At 67.5% G+C, this 19,751-nt stretch carries 18 protein-coding genes and 1 pseudogene; 8 read left to right on the top strand and 11 right to left on the bottom strand.

Annotation, left to right across the window (positions count from 1 at the left end; genetic code table 11):
- Nucleotides 1-51: 51 nt before the first annotated feature.
- Nucleotides 52-975: an AEC family transporter gene (locus tag AC5RU7_RS08825; protein WP_494051931.1), complete on the top strand. Its 924-nt coding sequence runs from the start codon at nucleotides 52-54 to the stop codon at nucleotides 973-975.
- Between the two features lie 64 nt (nucleotides 976-1,039).
- Nucleotides 1,040-2,128 carry an ATP-dependent DNA ligase gene (locus AC5RU7_RS08820; RefSeq protein ID WP_494051930.1) on the top strand — a complete coding sequence of 363 codons (1,089 nt, stop codon included), beginning with the start codon at nucleotides 1,040-1,042 and terminating at the stop codon, nucleotides 2,126-2,128.
- On the opposite strand, the gene AC5RU7_RS08815 is transcribed toward AC5RU7_RS08820, so the two are convergent.
- Genes AC5RU7_RS08815 through AC5RU7_RS08800 form a run of 4 tightly spaced genes read right to left on the bottom strand, consistent with a single transcriptional unit; the run spans nucleotide 2,125 to nucleotide 7,079 of the window.
- Nucleotides 2,125-3,744 (bottom strand): ATP-binding cassette domain-containing protein, encoded by a 1,620-nt coding sequence (locus AC5RU7_RS08815; protein WP_494051929.1) that lies wholly within the window; start codon nucleotides 3,742-3,744, stop codon nucleotides 2,125-2,127. The two genes, AC5RU7_RS08820 and AC5RU7_RS08815, sit on opposite strands and share 4 nt — an antisense overlap.
- Nucleotides 3,741-4,571: an ABC transporter permease gene (locus AC5RU7_RS08810; protein ID WP_494011487.1), complete on the bottom strand. Its 831-nt coding sequence runs from the start codon at nucleotides 4,569-4,571 to the stop codon at nucleotides 3,741-3,743. Before AC5RU7_RS08810 ends, AC5RU7_RS08815 begins: the two co-directional genes overlap by 4 nt.
- Nucleotides 4,564-5,505: an ABC transporter permease gene (locus AC5RU7_RS08805; RefSeq protein WP_494051928.1), complete on the bottom strand. Its 942-nt coding sequence runs from the start codon at nucleotides 5,503-5,505 to the stop codon at nucleotides 4,564-4,566. The genes AC5RU7_RS08810 and AC5RU7_RS08805 overlap by 8 nt, the downstream gene beginning before the upstream one ends.
- Nucleotides 5,506-5,522: 17 nt before the next feature.
- Entirely contained in the window at nucleotides 5,523-7,079 is a 1,557-nt protein-coding gene (locus AC5RU7_RS08800) for an ABC transporter substrate-binding protein (RefSeq protein WP_494051927.1), read from the bottom strand.
- A gap of 323 nt (nucleotides 7,080-7,402) precedes the next feature.
- On the opposite strand from AC5RU7_RS08800, the gene AC5RU7_RS08795 reads away from it, so the two are divergent.
- The 4 genes from AC5RU7_RS08795 to AC5RU7_RS08780 all read left to right on the top strand — a co-directional run bounded on the left by AC5RU7_RS08795 (nucleotide 7,403) and on the right by AC5RU7_RS08780 (nucleotide 11,272).
- Nucleotides 7,403-8,572 carry a Re/Si-specific NAD(P)(+) transhydrogenase subunit alpha gene (locus AC5RU7_RS08795; RefSeq protein WP_494051926.1) on the top strand — a complete coding sequence of 390 codons (1,170 nt, stop codon included), beginning with the start codon at nucleotides 7,403-7,405 and terminating at the stop codon, nucleotides 8,570-8,572.
- Entirely contained in the window at nucleotides 8,572-8,889 is a 318-nt protein-coding gene (locus AC5RU7_RS08790; RefSeq protein WP_494051925.1) for an NAD(P) transhydrogenase subunit alpha part 2, read from the top strand. Before AC5RU7_RS08795 ends, AC5RU7_RS08790 begins: the two co-directional genes overlap by 1 nt.
- Nucleotides 8,886-10,259 (top strand): NAD(P)(+) transhydrogenase (Re/Si-specific) subunit beta, encoded by a 1,374-nt coding sequence (locus tag AC5RU7_RS08785; protein ID WP_494051924.1) that lies wholly within the window; start codon nucleotides 8,886-8,888, stop codon nucleotides 10,257-10,259. Before AC5RU7_RS08790 ends, AC5RU7_RS08785 begins: the two co-directional genes overlap by 4 nt.
- Nucleotides 10,260-10,351: 92 nt before the next feature.
- Nucleotides 10,352-11,272, top strand: a complete 921-nt coding sequence (locus tag AC5RU7_RS08780; RefSeq protein ID WP_494051923.1) for a diacylglycerol/lipid kinase family protein — start codon at nucleotides 10,352-10,354, stop codon at nucleotides 11,270-11,272.
- A gap of 6 nt (nucleotides 11,273-11,278) precedes the next feature.
- Here the strand turns inward: AC5RU7_RS08780 and AC5RU7_RS08775 are convergent, their stop codons facing one another.
- The 6 genes from AC5RU7_RS08775 to AC5RU7_RS08750 form a co-directional block, all read right to left on the bottom strand.
- Nucleotides 11,279-12,004 (bottom strand): maleate cis-trans isomerase family protein, encoded by a 726-nt coding sequence (locus AC5RU7_RS08775; RefSeq protein WP_494051922.1) that lies wholly within the window; start codon nucleotides 12,002-12,004, stop codon nucleotides 11,279-11,281.
- Nucleotides 12,005-12,015: 11 nt separating this feature from the next.
- A complete protein-coding gene (locus AC5RU7_RS08770; protein ID WP_494051921.1) occupies nucleotides 12,016-13,443 on the bottom strand; it encodes an amidohydrolase family protein in 1,428 nt (475 codons plus the stop codon).
- A 30-nt stretch (nucleotides 13,444-13,473) separates the two neighbouring features.
- On the bottom strand, nucleotides 13,474-14,262 hold the full coding sequence (locus tag AC5RU7_RS08765) for an aspartate/glutamate racemase family protein (protein WP_494051920.1): 789 nt from the start codon (nucleotides 14,260-14,262) through the stop codon (nucleotides 13,474-13,476).
- Complete coding sequence (locus AC5RU7_RS08760) at nucleotides 14,262-14,942, bottom strand: GntR family transcriptional regulator (RefSeq protein ID WP_494011497.1); 681 nt, start codon at nucleotides 14,940-14,942, stop codon at nucleotides 14,262-14,264. The genes AC5RU7_RS08765 and AC5RU7_RS08760 overlap by 1 nt, the downstream gene beginning before the upstream one ends.
- Nucleotides 14,943-15,020: 78 nt before the next feature.
- Nucleotides 15,021-16,385: an MFS transporter gene (locus AC5RU7_RS08755; protein ID WP_494051919.1), complete on the bottom strand. Its 1,365-nt coding sequence runs from the start codon at nucleotides 16,383-16,385 to the stop codon at nucleotides 15,021-15,023.
- 261 nt (nucleotides 16,386-16,646) lie between these two features.
- Nucleotides 16,647-17,489, bottom strand: a complete 843-nt coding sequence (locus AC5RU7_RS08750; protein WP_494051918.1) for an ACT domain-containing protein — start codon at nucleotides 17,487-17,489, stop codon at nucleotides 16,647-16,649.
- A 170-nt stretch (nucleotides 17,490-17,659) separates the two neighbouring features.
- Here AC5RU7_RS08750 and AC5RU7_RS08745 point away from each other — a divergent pair, with 170 nt between their 5' ends.
- Nucleotides 17,660-18,724, top strand: a complete 1,065-nt coding sequence (locus tag AC5RU7_RS08745; RefSeq protein ID WP_494051917.1) for an FUSC family protein — start codon at nucleotides 17,660-17,662, stop codon at nucleotides 18,722-18,724.
- Between the two features lie 74 nt (nucleotides 18,725-18,798).
- On the opposite strand, the gene AC5RU7_RS08740 is transcribed toward AC5RU7_RS08745, so the two are convergent.
- Complete coding sequence (locus tag AC5RU7_RS08740) at nucleotides 18,799-19,335, bottom strand: TetR/AcrR family transcriptional regulator (protein WP_494051916.1); 537 nt, start codon at nucleotides 19,333-19,335, stop codon at nucleotides 18,799-18,801.
- A gap of 55 nt (nucleotides 19,336-19,390) precedes the next feature.
- Between AC5RU7_RS08740 and AC5RU7_RS08735 the strand changes: the two are divergent.
- A pseudogene (locus tag AC5RU7_RS08735) lies at nucleotides 19,391-19,456 on the top strand (hypothetical protein); the annotation flags it as partial.
- Nucleotides 19,457-19,751 lie beyond the last annotated feature (295 nt).

Genomic DNA, 19,751 nt, shown 5'->3' with positions numbered 1-19,751 from the left:
GCGTTCCCGTCGACGATGCGGGGGCCGGCGGAACGGGAAGGAAGTACCTCAATGGGCGGCGTGCTGATCGGGCTGGCGGTGATCGGCGTCGTGATCGCCGTGGGGTACATCGCCGCGCGCTGCGGCCTGGGCGGCGAGCCCACTGTCACGGCATTGACGCGCACCGCATTCTTCATTACCAACCCGGTCCTGCTGTTCACGGTGGTCCTGGACTCAGACGTCAGCGTGGTGTTCTCCGCCTACGTGCCGCTGGCGCTGATTACCGCCCTGGTCACCGCGCTGCTGTATGTGGGGATCAGCCGGCTGTGGTTCCGGAGGCCGCTGGCCGAGACGGCAGTCGGCGCCATGGCCAGTTCCTACGTCAACGCCAACAACATCGGCATTCCCATCACCCTGTACGCCCTGGGGGACGCCACGCCCGTGGCGCCGGTGCTGCTGGTCCAGCTGCTCCTGCTGGCGCCGCTGGTGCTCACCTTGCTGGACCTCTCCGCCGCCGGCAGGTTCTCGCCGCGGCTGATGCTGACACAGCCTTTCCGGAATCCCATGATCATCGCCACCCTCCTGGGCGTGGTCCTGGCTGCCCTCAACGTGGAGCTGCCTGAGCCGGTGATGGCCCCGCTGGCATTGCTCGGCGGCGCCGCCGTTCCGGTGGTGCTGCTGGCATTCGGCATGTCGCTGCACGGCAGCCGAATGCTGGGCAGCGGCGGGCACACGGCGGAAATCCTCACGGCCACTGTGCTCAAGTCAGCGGTGATGCCGGCGGTGGCGTTCGTCGTCGGGCGCTTCCTGTTCAACCTGGACCAGCACATGCTTCTGGGCGTGGTGCTGATGGCTGCCCTCCCGTCCGCCCAGAACGCCTTCCTTTTTGCCAGCACGTACGGCCGGGGTGTGGCCGTGGCCAGGGAAACCATCATGTTGTCCACGGCCGCCGCGGCGCCGGCACTGATCCTCATCGTCTGGCTGCTCGCGGGCTGATCCGGCGCGCCGGCGGGCCGGGCAGGGGTTCCGCGCCGGGCGCCTGCCGGGCAAGAATGGGCACATGGAACTTCCCGTGATGCCGCCTGTCCCGCCCATGCTCGCCAAATCCGTCAGCGGCATCGACGGTATTCCGGGAACAGGGAGCCTCAGCTACGAACCCAAGTGGGACGGCTTCCGGTCCATCATCTTCCGCGACGGGGACGAGCTGGAAATCGGCAGCCGCAACGAAAAACCCATGACCCGCTACTTTCCCGAGCTGGTGGCGGCGCTGAAGGAGAACCTGCCGCCGCGGTGCGTGGTGGACGGGGAAATCATCGTGGTGGGCGCCTCGGGCGACCGGCTGGACTTCGATACCCTGCAGCAGCGCATCCACCCCGCCGCCAGCCGGGTGAAGCTGCTGGCGGAACAGACCCCGGCATCCTTCGTGGCCTTCGACCTCCTGGCCCTGGGCGACGACGACTACACCGGCAGGCCCTTTTCCGAACGCCGCGCCGCGCTGGAGAAGGCACTGGCGGCCAGCAAGGCGCCGGTCCACCTCACGGCCGCCACCACGGACAAAGGAACCGCTGGAAAGTGGTTCGAGCAGTTCGAGGGCGCGGGCCTGGACGGCGTGGTGGCCAAGAGGCTGGATGGCCGGTACGAGCCGGACAAGCGCGTGATGTTCAAGATCAAGCACGAGCGCACGGCCGACTGCGTGGTGGCCGGCTACCGGCTGCACAAGAGCGGGCCGGACAGCATCGGCTCGTTGTTGCTTGGCTTGTACAAGGACGACGGCGGCTTGGCGAGCGTTGGAGTGATCGGCGCCTTTCCGATGAAGCGCCGCAAAGAGCTGTTCCAGGAATTGCAGCCCCTCGTGACCGATTTCGACAACCACCCCTGGGCGTGGGCGAAGCAGGAGGAAGGTGAACGGACGCCGCGGAACGCCGAGGGCAGCCGCTGGAGCGCCGGCAAGGACCTGTCCTTCGTGCCGCTGCGGCCCGAACTGGTGGTGGAGGTCCGGTACGACCACATGGAGGGGGACAGGTTCCGGCACACCGCCCAGTTCAACCGCTGGCGCCCGGACCGGGACCCCGAGTCCTGCACCTACGCCCAGCTCGAGGAGCCGGTCAACTTTGACCTTGCCTCCGTCCTGGAGACCGGCCGGCCTTAGGTGTTTCCCCGGACGGCCGGGTTCCTGGCGTCCAGCATGCTCCACAGGCCGTCTGCGCGGCAGGGGATGGACGCGTTCACCAGTGCCCGGCTGTGCGGGTGCCGCGGGGCGGCGAAAAAGTCGCGCGTTTCGGCCACCTCCACAACCCTGCCCTCGAGCAGGACCGCAACCCTGTCGCACATGTACCGCACCACGTCCATGTCGTGGGAGATCACGATCAGGGACAGGTCATGCTCGCGCTGCAGCCGCAGCAGCAGGTTCAGGGTGGTCCGCTGCGTGAGCGCGTCCAGTGCCGAGGTGGCTTCGTCGCAGATCAGGACCCGGGGTTCCAGCAGGAGGGCGCGGGCGATGGTTGCCCGCTGCAGCTGGCCGCCGGAGCATTGGCCGGGGCGCTTGTCCAGCAGGCCGGCATCCAGCTCCACCTCCTTGAAGGCGGCCGCGATCCGCTCGTCCCGCTGTGCCGGCGACAGGTCCCGCCGGGGCAGCAGCGGCGCCTGCAGGCTGGCCCGCAGGGTCATGCGGGGGTCGAATGCGCCGTGCGGCTCCTGGAACACCAGCTGCACCGCCGTGGGCCGCCGGGCTGCGCCGCCGTCGAACCGCCGGCTGATTGTCCCGGCACTGGCCTCGTCAAGCCCGACGATCGCCTTGGCCAGGGTGCTCTTGCCGGACCCGGACTGGCCGAGCACGCCCAGGATCTCCCCGCGGCGGAGGGAGAGTGAGACATCTTCCAGCACGGTACTGCCGCGCCTGCGCCCAAAGCGCTTGCCCACCTTGTCCAGGACCAGCACGTCGCCTTCCCCGGGGGACGGACGACGCCGGGATGCGGGTGCCAGCTGCGCCGCCGCCAGCAGGTCCCGGGCATAGTCCGTTGCGGGGCGGGTGAGCAGCTCACCTGCGGGTCCGCCCTCCACGATGCTGCCGGAGTTCATGACCAGGACACGGTCCACGTACGCGGCGACGGAGGCCAGGTTGTGCGTGATGTACAGGATGCCGAGCCCGCGCTCCCGGCGTTCGCGGTCCAGCAGCTGCAGCACCTGGCGTTCCAGCATCTTGTCCAGGGCGGACGTGGGCTCGTCCGCCAGGAGCATGTCCGGCTGCCCGGCCAGCGCCAGGGCGGTCATGGCGCGCTGGGCCATGCCTCCGGAGAGCTGGTGCGGGAAAGCCCGGAGGCCTTTGCCGGGGTCGGCGAAACCCACTTCCTCCAGCAGCTCCAGTGCCTTGGCCCGGGCTTTGTGCCCCCGCAGCCCGGCGTGCAGGCGCAGCGGCTCCTTTAAGTGGTTGCCGATGGTCCGGTTGGGGTTGAACATCCGCTTGGGCTGCTGGAACAGCATGCCCAGCCGCCCGCCGCGGACCGCATTGAGTTCGGGTTCGCCGGCGCGGGTCAGGTCCTGGTCCCCCAGCCGGATGGACCCGCCGGTGATTTCCAGTTGCGGGGGCAGCAGCCGCAGGCAGGACATGGCGGTGAGCGTCTTTCCCGATCCGGAACTGCCCACCAGCGCCACGAACTCGCCAGGCTCGACGGCGAGGGAGACGTCGGACAGCAAACGGCGGCCGGATCCGCCGTCGTCCGTTTTTTGCCGGACCTCCAGGCGGTCCAGCACCAGCCGGGCGCTCACGTGTCTGCCGCCGCAGGGAGCAGCAGGGGCCCGGCGGCCATGTGGGCGGCGCGCTGGCCCAGCAGCGTGACGCAGAGGGCAACCGTGAAGATGACCAGGCCCGGGGCCAGGATGCCCAGCGGTGCGCGGTCGGCGAACGGCTGCGCCGCGGCCAGCATGGAGCCCCAGTCCGACTGCGGCGGCTGGACGCCCAGGCCCAGGTAGGAGAGGGCGCCCACGCTGATGAGCAGGTGGCCGAACCGCAGGGTGGCCTGGCCCAGGATCGGTGCGGCAAGGTGCGGCAGGACATGCCGGAAGATTATGAAGCGCGGACTGCAGCCCAGCACCCGGGCGGCGTCCACGAATCCGCGGGCGGAGACGTCGTACGCCAGGGTCCGGGCCAGCCGGGCGAAGGGCGTCCAGCCGGTGACGGTGAGCGCCAGCAGCAGGGGGCCGAATCCGGTGCCGAGGGCTGCCACGATGAACAGCGCCACCACCATCTCCGGCAGCGCGAGCAGGACATCGTTGGTGCGGGTGAGGAACTCATCCACCCAGCCGCGGCGCCGGGCGCTAAGGATGCCGATGCCCGCGCCCAGGATGCAGGTCAGCACTGTTGCCAGTGCGGCGACGGACATGGAGAACCGGCCACCCTCCAGGATCCGGCTCAGCGTGTCCCGGCCCAGGTTGTCGGTGCCGAGCCAGTGCGCTGCCGACGGCGGTGCCAGGCGCAGTGCCAGGTTCTGCTCCGCGGGCGGGTAGGGCGAGATCCACGGGGCCAGCAGCACCGCCAGGACGATCAGGGCCAGGACCGACGCTGCCACGGTTGTTACGGTGATCCGGCTACGCAAGGGAACCTCCCACCGTGGGGTTGAGGAAACGGTGGACGAAATCGGCAAAGGTGGTTACCGCCACGGCAAGCGCCACGACCACCACCACGCCGCCCTGTGCGAGGGGGATGTCGCTGTTGACCACGGAATCAAAGAGCAGCCGGCCCATGCCGGGCACCGCGAAGATCACCTCCACGATCACGGAGCCACCCAGCAGCCCGGCAAACCAGACGGCGAACAGGGTGGACAGGGGTACCAGCCCGTTGGGAATGACATGCCGGACGATGGACTGGGCATGGCTCAGGCCGCGCGCCCGGGCAGCCGGGACGTGGTCCGCTGCTGCTGCGTCGATGATGCCGGCGCGGACCGCGGAGGCGAAGAAGCTGATGGGCCGCAGTGCCAGGGTCAAGGCAGGAAGGACCGCCGAGGACAGGTCGTTCCACCCGGCCGTGGGCAGCACCGAGAGCTTGAGGGCGAAGACCAGGACCAGCACCGGCGCCACCCAGTACTCCGGCATTGCGATGAACGCCTGGGTCACAGCAGTGATGGCCTTGTCCGGCAGGCTGCCCGGACGCAGTCCGGAGATGATGCCGAGCGGAAGGGCGACGGCGGCGGCGAGCCCCAGCGACATGGCCACGAGGCTGAGCGTGACGGCAAGCGCGGGCAGGACCTGCTCGGCGACGGGGGTGCGGCTGACGTAGGACAGCCCCATGTCGCCGCTGAAGAAGTTGCCCAGCCACCGGAAGTACTGGGCGGCCAGGGGATCGTTCAGTCCCAGGCTCTGGGCGAGGGCCTGGACGGAGGAGTCTTCGATGGCATCCCCGGTGACCCTGGACCGGATGATTTTCCGGACCGGGTCGCCGGGGGTGACGTAGGGGATGAGGAACACCGCGAAAGAGGACACAGCGACGGCGGCCACCAGGGTGGCGGTCCGTTTGGCGATGAACTGCAGCATGCGGTGGTCCTGAGGGGCTAGGAGGCGGCCTTGGCCGTCTTTGCCGTCAGGACGTACCGGGAGAGGGGATCCTGCACGTAGTTCAGGACATCCGTGCGGATCGCGTCGGTGGCCTGTTCGTTGACCAGCCAGGCGTTGACCGCCTTGTCCCGGAGGATCTGACCGGCTTCCGCGTACAGCTTGTACCGTTCGTTGGTGTCCACTGTCTTGGCCGCCTCGGCGATGATCCTGTCGTACTCGGCATCGCAGAAGTGGCTCAGGTTGTACGTGCCCTTGCAGGTGTAGTCGGCCGTCAGGAAGCCGATGGGGTCGGCGATGTCGATCAGCCGGTTGCGCTGGCTGAGCAGCATGTCGTAGTTGCCCGCCAGCACGTCAGGTTCCGCGGACGCGTATTCCTTTGCCTGGATGGACAGCGGGATGCCGATGGCCTTCAGGTTCTCCTGGATGACCGCGGCGACGTCCGCGAACTCGGCGCGCTCCACGATGGCGATGATCTCCAGCGGGCGGTCAGGGGTGTAGCCGGCTTTTTCCAGCTGGGCGCGGGCCGCCTCCAGGTCCTGCTTGTACTCCTCCTGCGCGTCGCCGGCCCAGGGCTCCGACGGTGCGAAAGGTCCCGTGGCTGGCAGGGCCGCGCCTTCGTAGACGCTGGCAGCCAGGGCCTCCAGGTCCAGGGAATCGCGGATTGCCTTGCGCACGTCGACGTTGTCCAGCGGGGCGCGGCCGTTGTTCATGTAAAGCGTGGCTGTACGTGGTGAGTCGGCGCCCAACACGGTGACGCCGGCAGCGCCCTTCAGGGTGGCCAGGCTGGCGACGGGGATGGAGAGGGAGATGTCCGCTTCGCCGGTCTGGACCTGGGCGGCGCGGGTGGCGCCGTTGGTGATAAAGCGGATCTCCGCCCCTGCCAGCTGGACGTCGCCGCCCCAGTAGTTTTCATTGCGGTCAAGCGTCAGCGACTGCTTGGTTTTTTCCGAGACCGGGGTGAAGGGGCCGGTGCAGTGGCCGAACGGGTCCACCTCGGTGTCCTTGTAGGCTGCCGGGGCCAGGATGCCGGTGTTGACGCTCGCCAGGCGGTACGGGACCAAAGGGTTCTCGGCCGGGGTGCTCACACGGACGGTGCTCGCGTCCACGGCGCTGACATTGCTGATCATGGTGCGGTTGAAGGCGCGGGCGGGGACCTTGGCATCCAGGACGTGGTTCAGTGCGGCCACCACGGATTCGGCAGTGAGCCTGGTTCCGTCCTGGAACGACACGTCCTGGCGGATGGTGAAGTCCCAGTCCAGCGGGGAGGATTGCTTCCATTCGGTGGCCAGGAACGGCACAACCTTGCCCTCGGCCTGGTCATACTTGGTCAGCGTCTCCAGGCAGCCGGAGAGGGAGAGGATGTAGGCGGCATCTGATTCGAGGGCCCAGTTGGCCACCGGGGCCCGGAAGTTGTCCACCACGATACGCTGGCTGGTGTCCGCGGCGGCGGTGCTTTGGACGGACTGCGTCTGGGTGCCGCTGAAGCCGCAGCCGGCCAGGGTGAGGGTGGTGAGGGCTGCCACGAGGACGCGGGGCCGAAGGAACGAGCGCACGAAAATACCGCCTTGCAGTGCTGCCGGGGAAGCAGGAACAAAAGATGGGAACGACTTAGGGTAGCCTTCCCTTCCTGAAAAGTGTGAATTTGATGTCGTTCCCGCCCGCCAGATGACTAGGCCGCCCGGCAGCCCTTGGAGGTCACCATACCTGCCCAAAAATTCTGGTTAGGGCGGGCGGGCGTGGGCCAAACGTAACTGTTTGCCATTCAAGCCGCCGTCCTACTCCCGCAGCAGCAGTGCGCGCTCTAGACTCAAGCCAACTGTGCGCAGCAGAGCGGCTGCCACACGACTGCCGGTCGCGGCAGGAGGGAGCTTGGCGGGTGAAACTGGGCATACCGCGGGAACACCGCGAGGGCGAGCGGCGCGTGGCCGCGACGCCGGAATCGGTCAAGCAACTGGCAGGCATGGGCCTTGAAGTGCTCATAGAGTCCGGCGCCGGTGAAGCCGCCGGACATGCGGATGACGAGTACCGCCAGGCCGGAGCCGCCGTCGTGCCCCTGCTGGAAGCGAAGGAACTCGATGTCCTGGCCCACGTCCGGCCCCTTGACCCGCATACGGCCCTTTCCCTGAAGCCGGGGGCCGTCACCGTTGGCCTCGCTTCGCCGTCGTCCGAACTGGACACCGTGCAGGCGCTCGCGGACGGGCGCATCACCTCCTTCGCGCTGGAACTGGTCCCCCGGATCTCCCGGGCGCAGTCAATGGACGCCCTCAGTTCCCAGGCCCTGGTGGCCGGCTACCGCTGCGTCCTGGAAGCGGCCATCCGGCTGCCGCACTTTTTTCCCCTCTACATGACGGCTGCCGGGACGGTGCCCCCCGCCAGGGTCCTGGTGCTCGGCGCCGGCGTGGCAGGGCTGCAGGCCATCGGCACCGCGAAGCGGCTGGGCGCCCGTGTCTTCGCGAACGATATCCGCCCCGCGTCCGCCGACGAGGTCGCATCCATGGGCGGCACCTTCATCCGGCTGGACCTCGAGACGGCGGAAGAGGCCGGCGGCTACGCCCGCCAGCTCAGCAGCGACGCCGGAACCCGGCAGCGGCAGCTGCTGGCACCACACGTCGCCCAGTCGGACGTCCTCATTACGACGGCGGCCGTCCCCGGCAGGCCCGCCCCGCTCCTGGTGACCCGGGAAATGGTGCAGGGCATGCGGCCCGGCTCTGTCGTCGTCGACCTCGCTGCCGAATCGGGCGGCAACGTGGAGGGCGTGGTCGCCGGTGCGGATATCGCGGTCCCCACAGCCGACGGCGCAGGACACGTGAGCCTGGTGGGGCTCAAGGATCCGGCCTCCGCAATGGCCTCGGATGCGTCCCGGCTTTATGCCAAGAACGTGGCAAACCTGCTGGCGCTCATGGTGCGGGACGGCACCGTTGCCCCGGACTTCGGCGACGAGGTGCTGGCGGGCGCATGCCTGACGCACGACGGCGGGGTGCGGCACCAGCCCACCGCCGAACTGTTGGCGCAGAGGATCCACGCACGGCAGGAAGGGGCACTCTGATGGACGGAATGAGCCTGCTGACCATCACGGTCCTGGCCGTGTTCGTTGGGTTCGAGGTGGTCTCCAAAGTTTCCAGCACCCTGCACACACCCCTGATGTCCGGCGCCAACGCCATCCACGGCATCATCCTGGTGGGCGCCATCATCGTCGCCGGCCAGGCCGGCGACCCATGGGTCTTGGCCATCGCGCTGCTGGCCGTCGTCATGGCCACCGCCAACCTGGTGGGCGGGTTCGTGGTCACGGACCGGATGCTGCACATGTTCCACGCGAAGAAAGAGGTCACCCGGCCGGCGGCGAAAAAGGCAGGCAGCAAATGATCCTCCTCGATCCCGTCTGGACGGCGCTGCTGTACCTCGTGGCTGCCGTGTTCTTCATCCTGGCGCTGCGCGGCCTCAGCTCCCCGCGGACCGCCCGCCGCGGCAACCTCATCGGGGCATTTGGTGCCCTGATCGGCGTGCTCACTGTGTTCCTGTCCGTGCGGCTGGACAACATCCCCTGGATCCTCGGCTCCATCGCGGTGGGCACCGTGGTGGCAGCCCCGGTGGCCCGGGGTGTGAAAATGACGCAAATGCCCCAGCTGGTAGCCATCTTCAACGGCGTGGGCGGCGGTGCCGCTGCCCTTGTGGCCCTCCTCGAACTGGCCCACACGGACGATCCCTGGGTACGCCTTGCCATCGTGTTCACGCTCCTGGTGGGTGCCGTCTCGTTCGCCGGGTCCGGCGTCACGTTTGCGAAGCTCCAGGAACTGATGACCACCCGTCCCGTGGTGTTTCCCGGGCTCCCGGTGGTGATGGCGGCGGTGCTGCTCGCCGCTGTGGCGTCCGCCGTCGCCGTCGTCCTCACCGGTTCCCCCGTACTTGCAGTGCTCCTCCTTGTGCTGGGGCTGGCCGCCGGCGTCCTGCTGGTGCTGCCTGTGGGAGGGGCGGACGTTCCCATCGTGATCTCGCTGCTGAACGCGTTCACTGGCCTGGCCGTCGCCGCGTCCGGCGTAGTGCTCGGCAACGTCCTCCTGGTGGTGGCCGGCACCCTGGTGGGCGCCTCCGGTACCATCCTCACGCGCGCCATGGCCGCAGCGATGGGGCGCAGCGTGGCCGGCATCCTGTTCGGCGCCTTCCGGGGAGGGTCGACGGCGGGTTCCACCGCCGTGAGCGAACGTCCCGTCCGGTCCTCCAGTCCGGAGGACGTGGCGGTGCTGCTCGGATACGCGCAGCGGGTGATCATTGTCCCCGGCTACGGCCTGGCGGTGGCGCAGGGGCAGCATACGGCGGCAGAGCTGGCTGACGCCTTGGAAGCGCGCGGCATCGACGTCGATTTCGCCATCCATCCGGTGGCGGGCCGGATGCCCGGGCATATGAACGTGCTCCTGGCAGAGGCTAACGTGCCGTATGAGTCGCTCAAGGAAATGGGGGAGATCAACCCCGAGTTCAAGACGGCGGACGTGGCGCTGGTGGTGGGCGCCAACGACGTAGTGAACCCGGCAGCCAAGACCTCCTCCGGTTCACCGATCTACGGCATGCCCATCCTGGAGGTGGCCGAGGCGCGGCAGGTAGTGTTCCTCAAGCGCTCCATGCGGCCGGGTTTCGCGGGCATCGAAAACGAGCTGCTGTACCAGCCGCAGACGTCCCTGCTTTTCGGCGATGCGAAGGAATCTTTGGCGCAGGTGCTGGGAGCAGTGAAGGCGCTGTAGCCTGCGGACGTTGCCACACCGGCTCCGAACCCGGCCCCGGCAGGCTACTCTTCTTTCAGAAGTAGCCTTTCCAATTGCCACCGAAGGACGCCATGACTGCCACCCGCCCGCTCACCCCCCAGCGCGCAGCCATCATTATCAATCCGGCCAAAACGGTGGACATCGACGTCAAGGAACTTGCCGCCCGGCACGCCGCCGAAAACGGCTGGGGCGAGACGATGTGGTTCGAGACCACCAAGGAGGACCCCGGCGTGGGCCAGGCGAGGGAGGCCCTCGCCCAGGGCGCTGACATCGTGATTGCGGGCGGCGGTGACGGCACCGTACGGTGCGTGGCCGAAGTCCTCTCCGGCGGGGAGGTGCCGATGGGCCTGCTGCCGCTGGGCACGGGCAATCTGCTGGCACGCAACCTGGGCATGGACATCACGGACTTTGACGGTGCCATGGCCGGCGCCCTCGCAGGAACCGAGCGGAAGATCGACGTCGTCCGCGCCCGCCGGAGCGACCCTGACATGGAACAGCTGTTCCTGGTGATGGCGGGCGTTGGCTACGACGCCACCATCATGGCGGACACGGACGAGGAGCTGAAGCACAAGGTGGGCTGGCTGGCCTACGTGGACGCCGGCATCCGCAACCTGCCCGGCAAGCCGGTCAGGGCTACCGTCGTGATCGACGGCAAGCGGGCCGTGCACCGCGGGGTCCGCAGCGTCATGGTGGGTAACTGCGGCAAGGTCCAGGGCGGCCTGGAGATCTTCCCGGAGGCGAAGATGGATGACGGGCTGCTGGATGTGGCCGTCCTGGCCCCCCACCATGGGCGGCTGGGCTGGCTCTCGGTACTCGCCGGAATGATCGTCAAGGGCCGGAACAAGGATACTTCCGTGGAGTATTTCCAGGGCAAATCCGTGGAAATCATCCTGGAGCACAAGGACGATTACCAGCTCGACGGCGACCATGAGGGCCAGGGCAAGCACGTCCTGATGACCCTGGATCCGGGGGCCCTGACGCTTCGCATGTAGATGTTGCTACCCCAGCAACCTGCCCCACCGCGGCTCCAGCAGCGGTGCGTTTGCGAGCTTCAGGGCATGCCACAGCGTCACCGCCACCGAATCCAGCACGGCAACGCCGGTGCTTTCCTCGATTTCCGCCGTGATGCTGGCGCCGTAGAGGTTCGTGCACAGGTAGATGAGCGCGTCAGGGGCAGCAGCTGCCAGTTCCCGCGAACCGGGCCGCATTTCATCGTCGGTGACCCGGGCAAACGACTCGTTGTCGCTTAGGCCCAGGGCACGGTGGTCAACTGTCTTGATCCCTTCCCGTTCGTAGGAAGCGATGATTTGGCGGTTGACGTCCTCCGTGTACGGGGTAAACAGCGCCATCCGTTCTGTGCCGAAAGTGCGAAAGGCCTCGAGGTAGGCCAGGGTGGATGTGGTGGCGGGGATGCCGGTGGCGTCGGTAATTTCTGCCACGAGTTCACGGTCGTGTGCAGAACCGAGCCAGGAGCCGGAGGTGCCGTTCCAGGCAATAACGTCCACGTCCGCCGTCGCAAGAAGCCTGGCCGCCTCGCGCATGACAGTCGCATCGAACTGCCGGTCGGAAGAATCGTCCAAGGCGATCCTGGTGACCGGAATACGGGTGAAATGGACCGTGACGTCGGTGCGGTTACCGAGGATCCGGTAGGTCTGCGGCTCCAGGCAGGTGTTGGAGGAAGGCACGATCATGCCGATCCTGCGGGGCCGTGTTGTCGCTGGCATATTGGGTGCTCCTAGATAGCGGCGGCGTGGGTAACGCCGGCGGGGTAGGTGGACTGGTGCTGGCGGAAGCCATTGCGGGCAAGGAAGCGGCCGGCGGCGCCGGGGTCGTGGAATCCCTCCCCGTCCAGCACCACCCGGCCGCGGGAAACAACGACGGCGGGCCAGCCGGCCAGCACATCCCCGTGGAAAGGCGAAAAGTCGGTTCCCATGTGCAGGTTTGCGCCGTCAACGGTGCGTTCCTCGGCGGGGTCGAAGATGACGAGGTCGGCGTCGAACCCTTCGGCGATGCGGCCTTTTCCGGGCACGGCGTTAATCCGCGCCGGGCCAGCGGAGAAGGCCTCCACGAAGGCCTCCACGCTGGCGCCCTCGGCTGTCATTGCCGTGAAGGTGACGGGCATCCTGGTCTCCACGCCGGGCAGGCCATGCGGCATGGCACGGACGTCGTCAGTCCGTTCGCGCTTCTGGGAGAGGTCGTAGCAGGAGTGGTCCGAGGACATGGTGTGGATGGCACCGTTGGCCAGCCGTTCCCTGAGTGCGGCCACTGTCCGGGCGCTGCGCATGGGAGGGCAGCAAGCGAACCACTCCGGAAAGGCTGAGCCGTAGACCGAATCGTCCAGGGTGACGTAATGGGGGCAGGTCTCTGAGAAGGCCTCCAATCCACGGGCGCGCGCATTGGAAACCAGGTCTACCGCCCCGGGGGTGGACTGGTGCACGAAGTACACGGGAGCACCGATGTATTCGGCCATGGCCAGGGTCTCCTTGACGGAGGTTTCTTCGGCCAGCTCGGGCCGGGTCCGGTGCAGGTGCCCGATGCCGATCCGGCCATCCTGCGCGTGCTGTTCCGTGCAGTCAGCGATGATGGGGTCGTGCTCGGCATGGATGTAGGTAAGGCCGTCCAGCCGGACCATCTCACGCATGACCTTGAGGATGGTGTCCCCGTCGGCCATGGTGGTGCCGCGGTTGGTGGTATACATCTTCACCGACCGCACCCCTTCGGCGGCGAGCTGCTCCAGCTGCCACGGCACCGTTTCGTCCCAGTTGATCACGGCACCGTGAAGGGCGACGTCGCACCGGGATTCGATGGCCAGCTCCTTCTTGTTCAGGACGGCGGCGAGCGGTGTCTCCTGGGCGTCCCGTGGAATTCCGAAGTCGATGATGGTAGTGGTGCCGCCCCACAGGGCTGCGGTGGATGTAGTGCGGTAGTCGTCCAGGGTGCGGAAGCGGCCTGTCACCTGGGCAACATGGCAGTGGCCGTCCACGCCGCCGGGTATCACCAGCCTGCCGGCGGCGTCGATGGTACGTGCGGCGGCAGGCGCCGGCCCAGCGGCGTCGGCGAGTTCGGTGACCAGGCCGTCCCGGACCACGATATGGGCGGCCCTGCGCCCATCGCTGTTGACCACGGTGGCGTTGGCAATGACTAGGTCTGGCTGGCGGGACATCGGTGTCCTCCTTCGGGGAAAGCTGCTGGTTCAGGCGGTGGGCAGCGCGGGGACTGCGCTGTCCTGGGCTGCGGTGAGGGCTGCGTCGAGGTCGGGGCTGAGGCCGGCGCGGAACTTGGCGGGCGGCGGAGCGAAGGCGCCTGCACGGTGCGGGCCGGACTGGAGTCCCGCCACCGCTTCCGCCATCCGGATTCCGGCGGAGATCCCGTCCACCACGGGAACAGGGATTTGTCCCTTCAGTTCGCGGGCGAGCCCGGCGAGCGGGGCTCCTGCCAGGATGACGACGTCGGCGCCGTCCTCCGCCACGGCCTGGCGGCTCAGTGCCAGCAGGGTTTCCTTGAAGTCCTGCTGGACGGAGCTGATGCCCTTAAGGGATTCGTTGATCGAACGGATGGAGGCCAGGCGTCCGGCAAGGCCGAACCGGTCCACGCAGTCCTGGTACCAGGGCCTGATCCGGTCCGAGATGGCGATGATGGAAAAGCGGTGGCCTTGCAGTGCAGCGGCGCAGAGCGCAGCTTCGGTAATGCCGATGACGGGCACGCCGGCCAGTTCCTTCAGCGCCGGCATCCCGGGGTCGCCGAAGGCCGCAACCACCACTGCATCCACGGTTTCAGCGCCGGGGAGGGTATGCGTGGCAATGATTTCAGCCACGGCGCCGGCGGCCACAAGGGATTCAAAGCGGGTCTCGATGTACTCCATGCCGTAGCCGGCCGTGCGGACCACCAGCTCGGTCCCGGGCGCGGCGGAGCGCAGTGCCTCGGATTCGATCAGGGCTGTGACATCGTCGCTGATGTTGGGGTTGATGACCAGGAGTCGCATTATCTCTTCCGGTGAAGTTGGGGTTCGGTTTTTTGGAAGTCCTCCGGGAATTGCTCCCGGTACTTGCCGATGTGGGACGCAGACTGTGCCGCGGCACGGTCGGGATCGCCGCTGGCAATCGCGGCATACAGTTCGCGGTGTTCTCTGATCAGCTCCGGCAGGTCGCTCACATGGCGGAACAGCCAGTGCATCCGGCCCTGCAGGGGCTCCAGTGCCGACTTAAGGAAGTTGTTGTCGGCGATGCCTGTGATGGCATCGTGGAATTCGCTGTTGGCACGGTGCGCTTCCATCACGGCGCCCTTAGCCAGGAAATCGTCTGCGCTGTCCAGCAGCCCCTTCAGGTACGCAAGGTCTTCTGCGGTGGCCCGCACAGCGGCGAGCCGGCAGGCCAGGACTTCCAGGGACTGGCGGACATCGAAGAGGTCCTCCACATCCTTGGGGCTCAGGGTGCTGACTTCTGCTCCCCGGGCGCCCCGGTCGCTGATCAGCCCCTCCTGGCGGAGCATGCGGAGTGCTTCGCGGACCGGAAGCCTGGAGACGGAGAATTCAGCCGCGAGGTCGCGTTCCACCAGCCGCGTGCCGGGAGGGTAGTGTCCTTCGAAAATCCGGGTGCGGAGCGTGTCCCGGACGGCCTCGCGCAGCGGGCGTTCTTTGTCCTGGGTTTCTTCTGCGGTCAGCATGGTGCTCCAATCGGATTCTTGGTGGACACGGCTCCCGGCAGCGGGAACGCGGATCAGGTGTTGCCTTGGATGGCTAGCTTAGACAGGAAGCCGCTTGTTGTAGTTCAGCGTCAGCACGGAGGCGCCCATGACAATCGCCGAGCCCACGAAGTAGAGCAGCGCCCAGGTGTAGGAGCCCGTTGCACCCACAATCAGTCCCACGGCGATGGGAGTGACGAAGCCGGAGATATTGCCGCTGAAGTTCATCGCCCCGCCCAGGACACCCGCATTCGTGCGGCCGCCCAAGATGGAGGGGATGCTCCAGAACAGACCCACCCAGCGCAGGAAGAACATGACAAGCGAGAGCAGTGCGACGGCGGTGGTGGGGTCCGCGACCAGCGTGACGCCAACCAGGCCGCCGATGACCACGGCACTGGAGATGCCCAGCAGGGTGCGCATGACGCGGTTGGCCGACGCGCCGGAGGCCCGCCACTTGTCGGCGATGGTGCCGCCGATGATCTCGCCCACGAAACCTGCTCCGAAGATCACGAAGGTGGACCAGCCGATGGTCTTCAAATCGAAGCCCTTTGCCTGTGCCAGGTAGAGGGGTCCCCAGGTCAGCAGGCCGTAGAACACGCCGTTGAACCCCAGCCATCCCAAGCACATGGCCCAGAAGGAACGGAATTTGAGGTAGGGGAGCAATGCGCGCTTGCCCTGGCTGCCATCCAGTTTTGCCTCGGCATCCTCTTCGGCGTGGGAGGCCTCGATGTAGGCAGCCTCGGCCTCGTTGACCCCACGGTGCTCCCGGGGATTGTCGCGGACGTACCACCAGACGGCCACGCCCATGAGTACCGTGGCGGCGCCGGCGATGACGAACGCCCAGCGCCAGCTGCCGGTGGCCGCGATGAGCCCGGCGATGATGATGCCGCCGAGCCCGGCACCCAGGGGAGCGCCGGCGTCGAGGATGGTGGCACCGCGGCCGCGTTCGGATTTGTGCATCCAGATGGCGTTGAGTTTTCCGCCGGCGGGCATCACGCCCGCCTCGGTGACGCCGATGCCCATCCGGGCGATGAACATGCTGAGGAAACCACCTGCCATGCCGGATGCGGCAGTGGCCGCACCCCAGCCGACGCATGAGGCGGTCATGACCTTGCGGGGTCCGAACTTGTCGATCAGCCAGCCAACCGGAATCTGCATCAGGGCGTAGGTCCAGAAGAAGGCGGAGAGCAGGAGGCCCACCAGTTCAGGAGCGAGATTGAACTCCTTTTGGATGATGGGGAGGGCAACCGAGATGGAGCCCCGGTCAATGTAGTTGACGGCAACGAGGACCAGCAGCAGGAGGAAGAGCTTCCAGCGGACGGAGGTGCGCCGTTGCACGCCGTCCTTGCGGGTCTCGCCCGGGGTCTGGTCTGGGGAAGTATCGCCGGCGGACGCCGCCGTTGTCTCGGTGTTTGGAATGGACACAGCTTCTCCTTCACGGGGAAGTATACGGATGGGGAAAGTGCGGGATGGGCGGGCCGGCTCTGAGATGGCGGGTTCCGCGGAATCAGGGGCAACGCGTCGGCCAGCGATCCGGAGCGCCGGCTGTTCAGTTTTGGGATCCCGCTTTGGGATCCCAAAAACAACGGTAGGAGTGACCCGCACCACTGTCAAGGACTTTCCCGAAATCCCCGCCGGAAACTGCTGCAAACGGATTGTGACCGCCGCGGAGCCGGGCTGGCAGTGCTATTCCGGTGGCGCGGGCGACCGGTATGCCAGGATTTCGGCGAGTTCTGCGAGCCGGTGGGCCCGGGCGGACTCTGCCGGTGTGAACGGTTCGCCGGGCCGGGCGAAGGTGATGGGGCCGTGCCATGCGGTGGGGATCTTGAGCCGGGTGCCGGCGTCGTTCGCGGCGGGGGCCGCAGCCTCTTCGGCCGGGGTGAGGATCCGGGCCCGCAGCAGTTCCGCCACGGCAAGCGGCAGTTCATCAGGTGCATCGGCGATCCGCGCGGCAAGGCTCAGCGCGCGGGTCTGTCCGTCAGCCATCGCCAGGCTGGTTGTCGGCCACACCTGCGGGGCGGAGCCGCCGGCGTCCCGTAATGCGTCCAGAAGCTCGCGCTCGCCGATGCCGCCGGGTGCCGCAAGGACAAACTCGTCCAGGACGCCGCCGGGCACCGGATGCACGTGGATGCTCAGGATGTTGGTACCTGTCCGGGCCAGCGCCCTGGTGACACGCTGCAGCGAGCCGGGCTCATCGCGCAGGACGGTGCGCGCCCGCCACAGCGCGGGTGCGGTGCCCAGCTTCCTGCGCAGCCGCAGGGCGGGAGCGTGCAGCCAGCCGCGCAGGATCCTGCTGGCCGAGGGTTCCGCCACCCAGATGACCAGGACAGTGGCGGTGACCGCCAAGGCCAGTACTTTTGCCAGGTATGGAAGCTCGGTGCCCACCACCAGAGCATGCACCAGGAGTTCGATCGGGAGCATCACGGCCACGTTCGCCAGGGTCAGCCGCGCCTTAGTCGGCTGGGGCATCAGGCCGCAGACTTCACAGCTCAGTTCGGCCGCGGGGGAGTTCCGTGCACTGGGCTTCATGGCATAAGCATCACGGGCCGCTGTTTCAGTCGCATTGCCTCCTCGTTCCATTCAAGGGAACGCGCCGGATGGTTTCCGGTGTGTGCCCCTTAGGATTTAGCAGGAACGTCAGCGCGGCCGCCCGTAAGAAACCTCCTCCCGGAAACTGCAGGAAAGGCGCCACTGTCCACGTGAAGATGCTCGCGGAAATGTTCAGCATTGCCCCTGGCAACAAGGACCACCACCCTGCCCTGAGGTGCGCTGTGGGAGTCTTCGTTCCACTGCTCACCCTGGTGCTCCTGGGACGGCTGGACCTGGCGATCTTCGCTTCCTTCGGCGCCTTCACCGGGATCTACGGCCGCGGCGAACCCCATGGCGTCCGCTTCGGGCTGCAACTGCGGGCCGGCCTGCTCATGCTGCTGGTCATCCTCCTCGCCTCGCTGGCCGCGAGGATGCAGGCGGCGTGGGGGCTGGACACCGCAACCACCACCTGGCTCCTGGTGCTCGCCACCACCGTCGTGGCCGGCGCCTGCTCGATGGCCATCTCCTGGTTCCGGCTGCGGCCTGCCGGCTCCCTGTTCCACATCTTCGCCTTCGCCGCCATCGCATCCATCCCCAACCAGCCCCCGCTCTGGCAGGGGATGCTGGTGTCGGTCCTCACCACGGCGCTGTGCCTGCTGATCGGGATCTCCGCGAGGATTCTGCCCTGCCACCGCACCCCCTGGACCCGCCCCCGGCCCATCCGCCGGACCACCGACGAAAAGCGAGCGGCCTGGCTGGAGGGCCTCGGCTACCTGGTGGCTGCCGGACTCGCCGGAGCGCTCGCCACCTGGGCCGGGGAGCGGCTGGGATTCGGCCACAATTACTGGGCCATGGTGGCAGCTGTGGTTCCCCTGGTGGGGCACACCACCCGCCACCGTATCCGCCGCGGCATCCAAAGGATCATCGGCACCATGCTGGGCCTGGTGATCCTTGCCGGCGTCGTGCTCCTGGAGCTGCAGCCGTGGCAGACGGTGCTGGTCATGGCACTCTGCCAGTTCGGTGCGGAGATGTTCATCATCCGCCAGTATCTGCTGGCCCAGGTCTTCGTGACACCGCTTGCCCTGATCTCCACGCTTCTGGTGGTCCCGTCCTCGCCGGCCATCCTGCTCCGCGACCGCATCATTGAAACGGTGATTGGAGCCGCCGTCGGCATTGCCGTGGTGCTGGCCCCGGTTGCCTGGCGCCGGTTCCGGGAACGGACGACGGCGGGCTGACCGCTGCCCGGTACGCTGGGTGCCGGACCATTGGCGTACTTCGCGGAGGCCTACACGGGGTGGCCGGGCGCACGCTAGCCGATCAAGCGCCCTATGGCGGCCGCAACGGCGGCCGCGTCCGGCTCGTCGTCGCGCCGTACGGTCAGCAGGTGGAGCAGGAGGCCGTCGCCATAGTCCGCCACATCCCGTGCCCGGGACGGTGCGTCCGGGACGCCCATCGCCACCAGCATCTGTTCCAATCCGCCCACCAGAAGCCGATGCCCGGCCATCACGGCCTCGGGGTGGTCCAGGGAAAGGGCCATTCGGGCGCGGGTCAGCCCGGTGTGCTGCCTGGCCAGGCCCAGTACCATCGCGGCGAGTTGTCCGGCCAGTTCGGCGATGTTCGACGGCGGGCCGGCCGGGCCGACGTTCCGCAGGAGTTCGGCATCCAGTTGCAGCAGGCGGTTGAGGACTGCATCAACCAGGGCTGCGCGGTTGCGGTAGTAGTTTGACGTTGTCCCTTCCGTCAGTCCTGCTGCGGCATCCACTGCCCGGTGGGTGAGGCCCTTCATCCCCTTGTCCGCTACCACGGTCAGTGCGGCATCGAGCAGTTGGGTGCGGCGGTCCGGCATGAAGCCAGTCTAGTGACCCGCTCCGGTTCTACTACAAAAGTAGTAGGATTTGCGCATGGAAACGATCTCGATCGTCGGAGGTGGCATCGCCGGGCTGGCGCTCGCGGCCTGCCTGGATCAAACCCGGTTTCGGGTCACTGTCTATGAGAAGCGGCCGGAACTGCCCGCCGTCGGGACTGTGCTGGCGATGTGGCCGAACGCCCAGCGTGCCCTGGCCCGCATTGGCATCCTAGCGGAGGCGCGGGCGGCCAGCCCGGTGATCGGCAGCGGTTCCGTCCGTAACGCTGCTGGACAGCCCTGGGTCACGGTGGACGGCCGCGGGATGTTCGGCATCTCCAGGACCCATCTGCTCCGGTTGCTTGATTCGGCCATGCCGGCAAGCGTCCGCCGCAACACTGCGCACGTCCGGCATCTTC

It is taken from the genome of Arthrobacter sp. K410C (genome assembly GCF_059090105.1).
The sequence above is the reverse complement of the archived record's forward strand: the minus strand, read 5'-3'. Positions and strand labels throughout refer to the sequence as shown.

Coding starts and splice junctions, on each gene's coding strand:
- AC5RU7_RS08825 (WP_494051931.1), top strand. CDS start 52: ATGGGCGGCGTGCTGATCGGGCTGGCGGTGATCGGCGTCGTGATCGCC.
- AC5RU7_RS08820 (WP_494051930.1), top strand. CDS start 1,040: ATGGAACTTCCCGTGATGCCGCCTGTCCCGCCCATGCTCGCCAAATCC.
- AC5RU7_RS08805 (WP_494051928.1), bottom strand. CDS start 5,505: ATGCTGCAGTTCATCGCCAAACGGACCGCCACCCTGGTGGCCGCCGTC.
- AC5RU7_RS08790 (WP_494051925.1), top strand. CDS start 8,572: ATGGACGGAATGAGCCTGCTGACCATCACGGTCCTGGCCGTGTTCGTT.
- AC5RU7_RS08785 (WP_494051924.1), top strand. CDS start 8,886: ATGATCCTCCTCGATCCCGTCTGGACGGCGCTGCTGTACCTCGTGGCT.
- AC5RU7_RS08780 (WP_494051923.1), top strand. CDS start 10,352: ATGACTGCCACCCGCCCGCTCACCCCCCAGCGCGCAGCCATCATTATC.
- AC5RU7_RS08775 (WP_494051922.1), bottom strand. CDS start 12,004: ATGCCAGCGACAACACGGCCCCGCAGGATCGGCATGATCGTGCCTTCC.
- AC5RU7_RS08770 (WP_494051921.1), bottom strand. CDS start 13,443: ATGTCCCGCCAGCCAGACCTAGTCATTGCCAACGCCACCGTGGTCAAC.
- AC5RU7_RS08765 (WP_494051920.1), bottom strand. CDS start 14,262: ATGCGACTCCTGGTCATCAACCCCAACATCAGCGACGATGTCACAGCC.
- AC5RU7_RS08760 (WP_494011497.1), bottom strand. CDS start 14,942: ATGCTGACCGCAGAAGAAACCCAGGACAAAGAACGCCCGCTGCGCGAG.
- AC5RU7_RS08750 (WP_494051918.1), bottom strand. CDS start 17,489: ATGAAGCCCAGTGCACGGAACTCCCCCGCGGCCGAACTGAGCTGTGAA.
- AC5RU7_RS08740 (WP_494051916.1), bottom strand. CDS start 19,335: ATGCCGGACCGCCGCACCCAACTGCTCGATGCCGCACTGACCGTGGTA.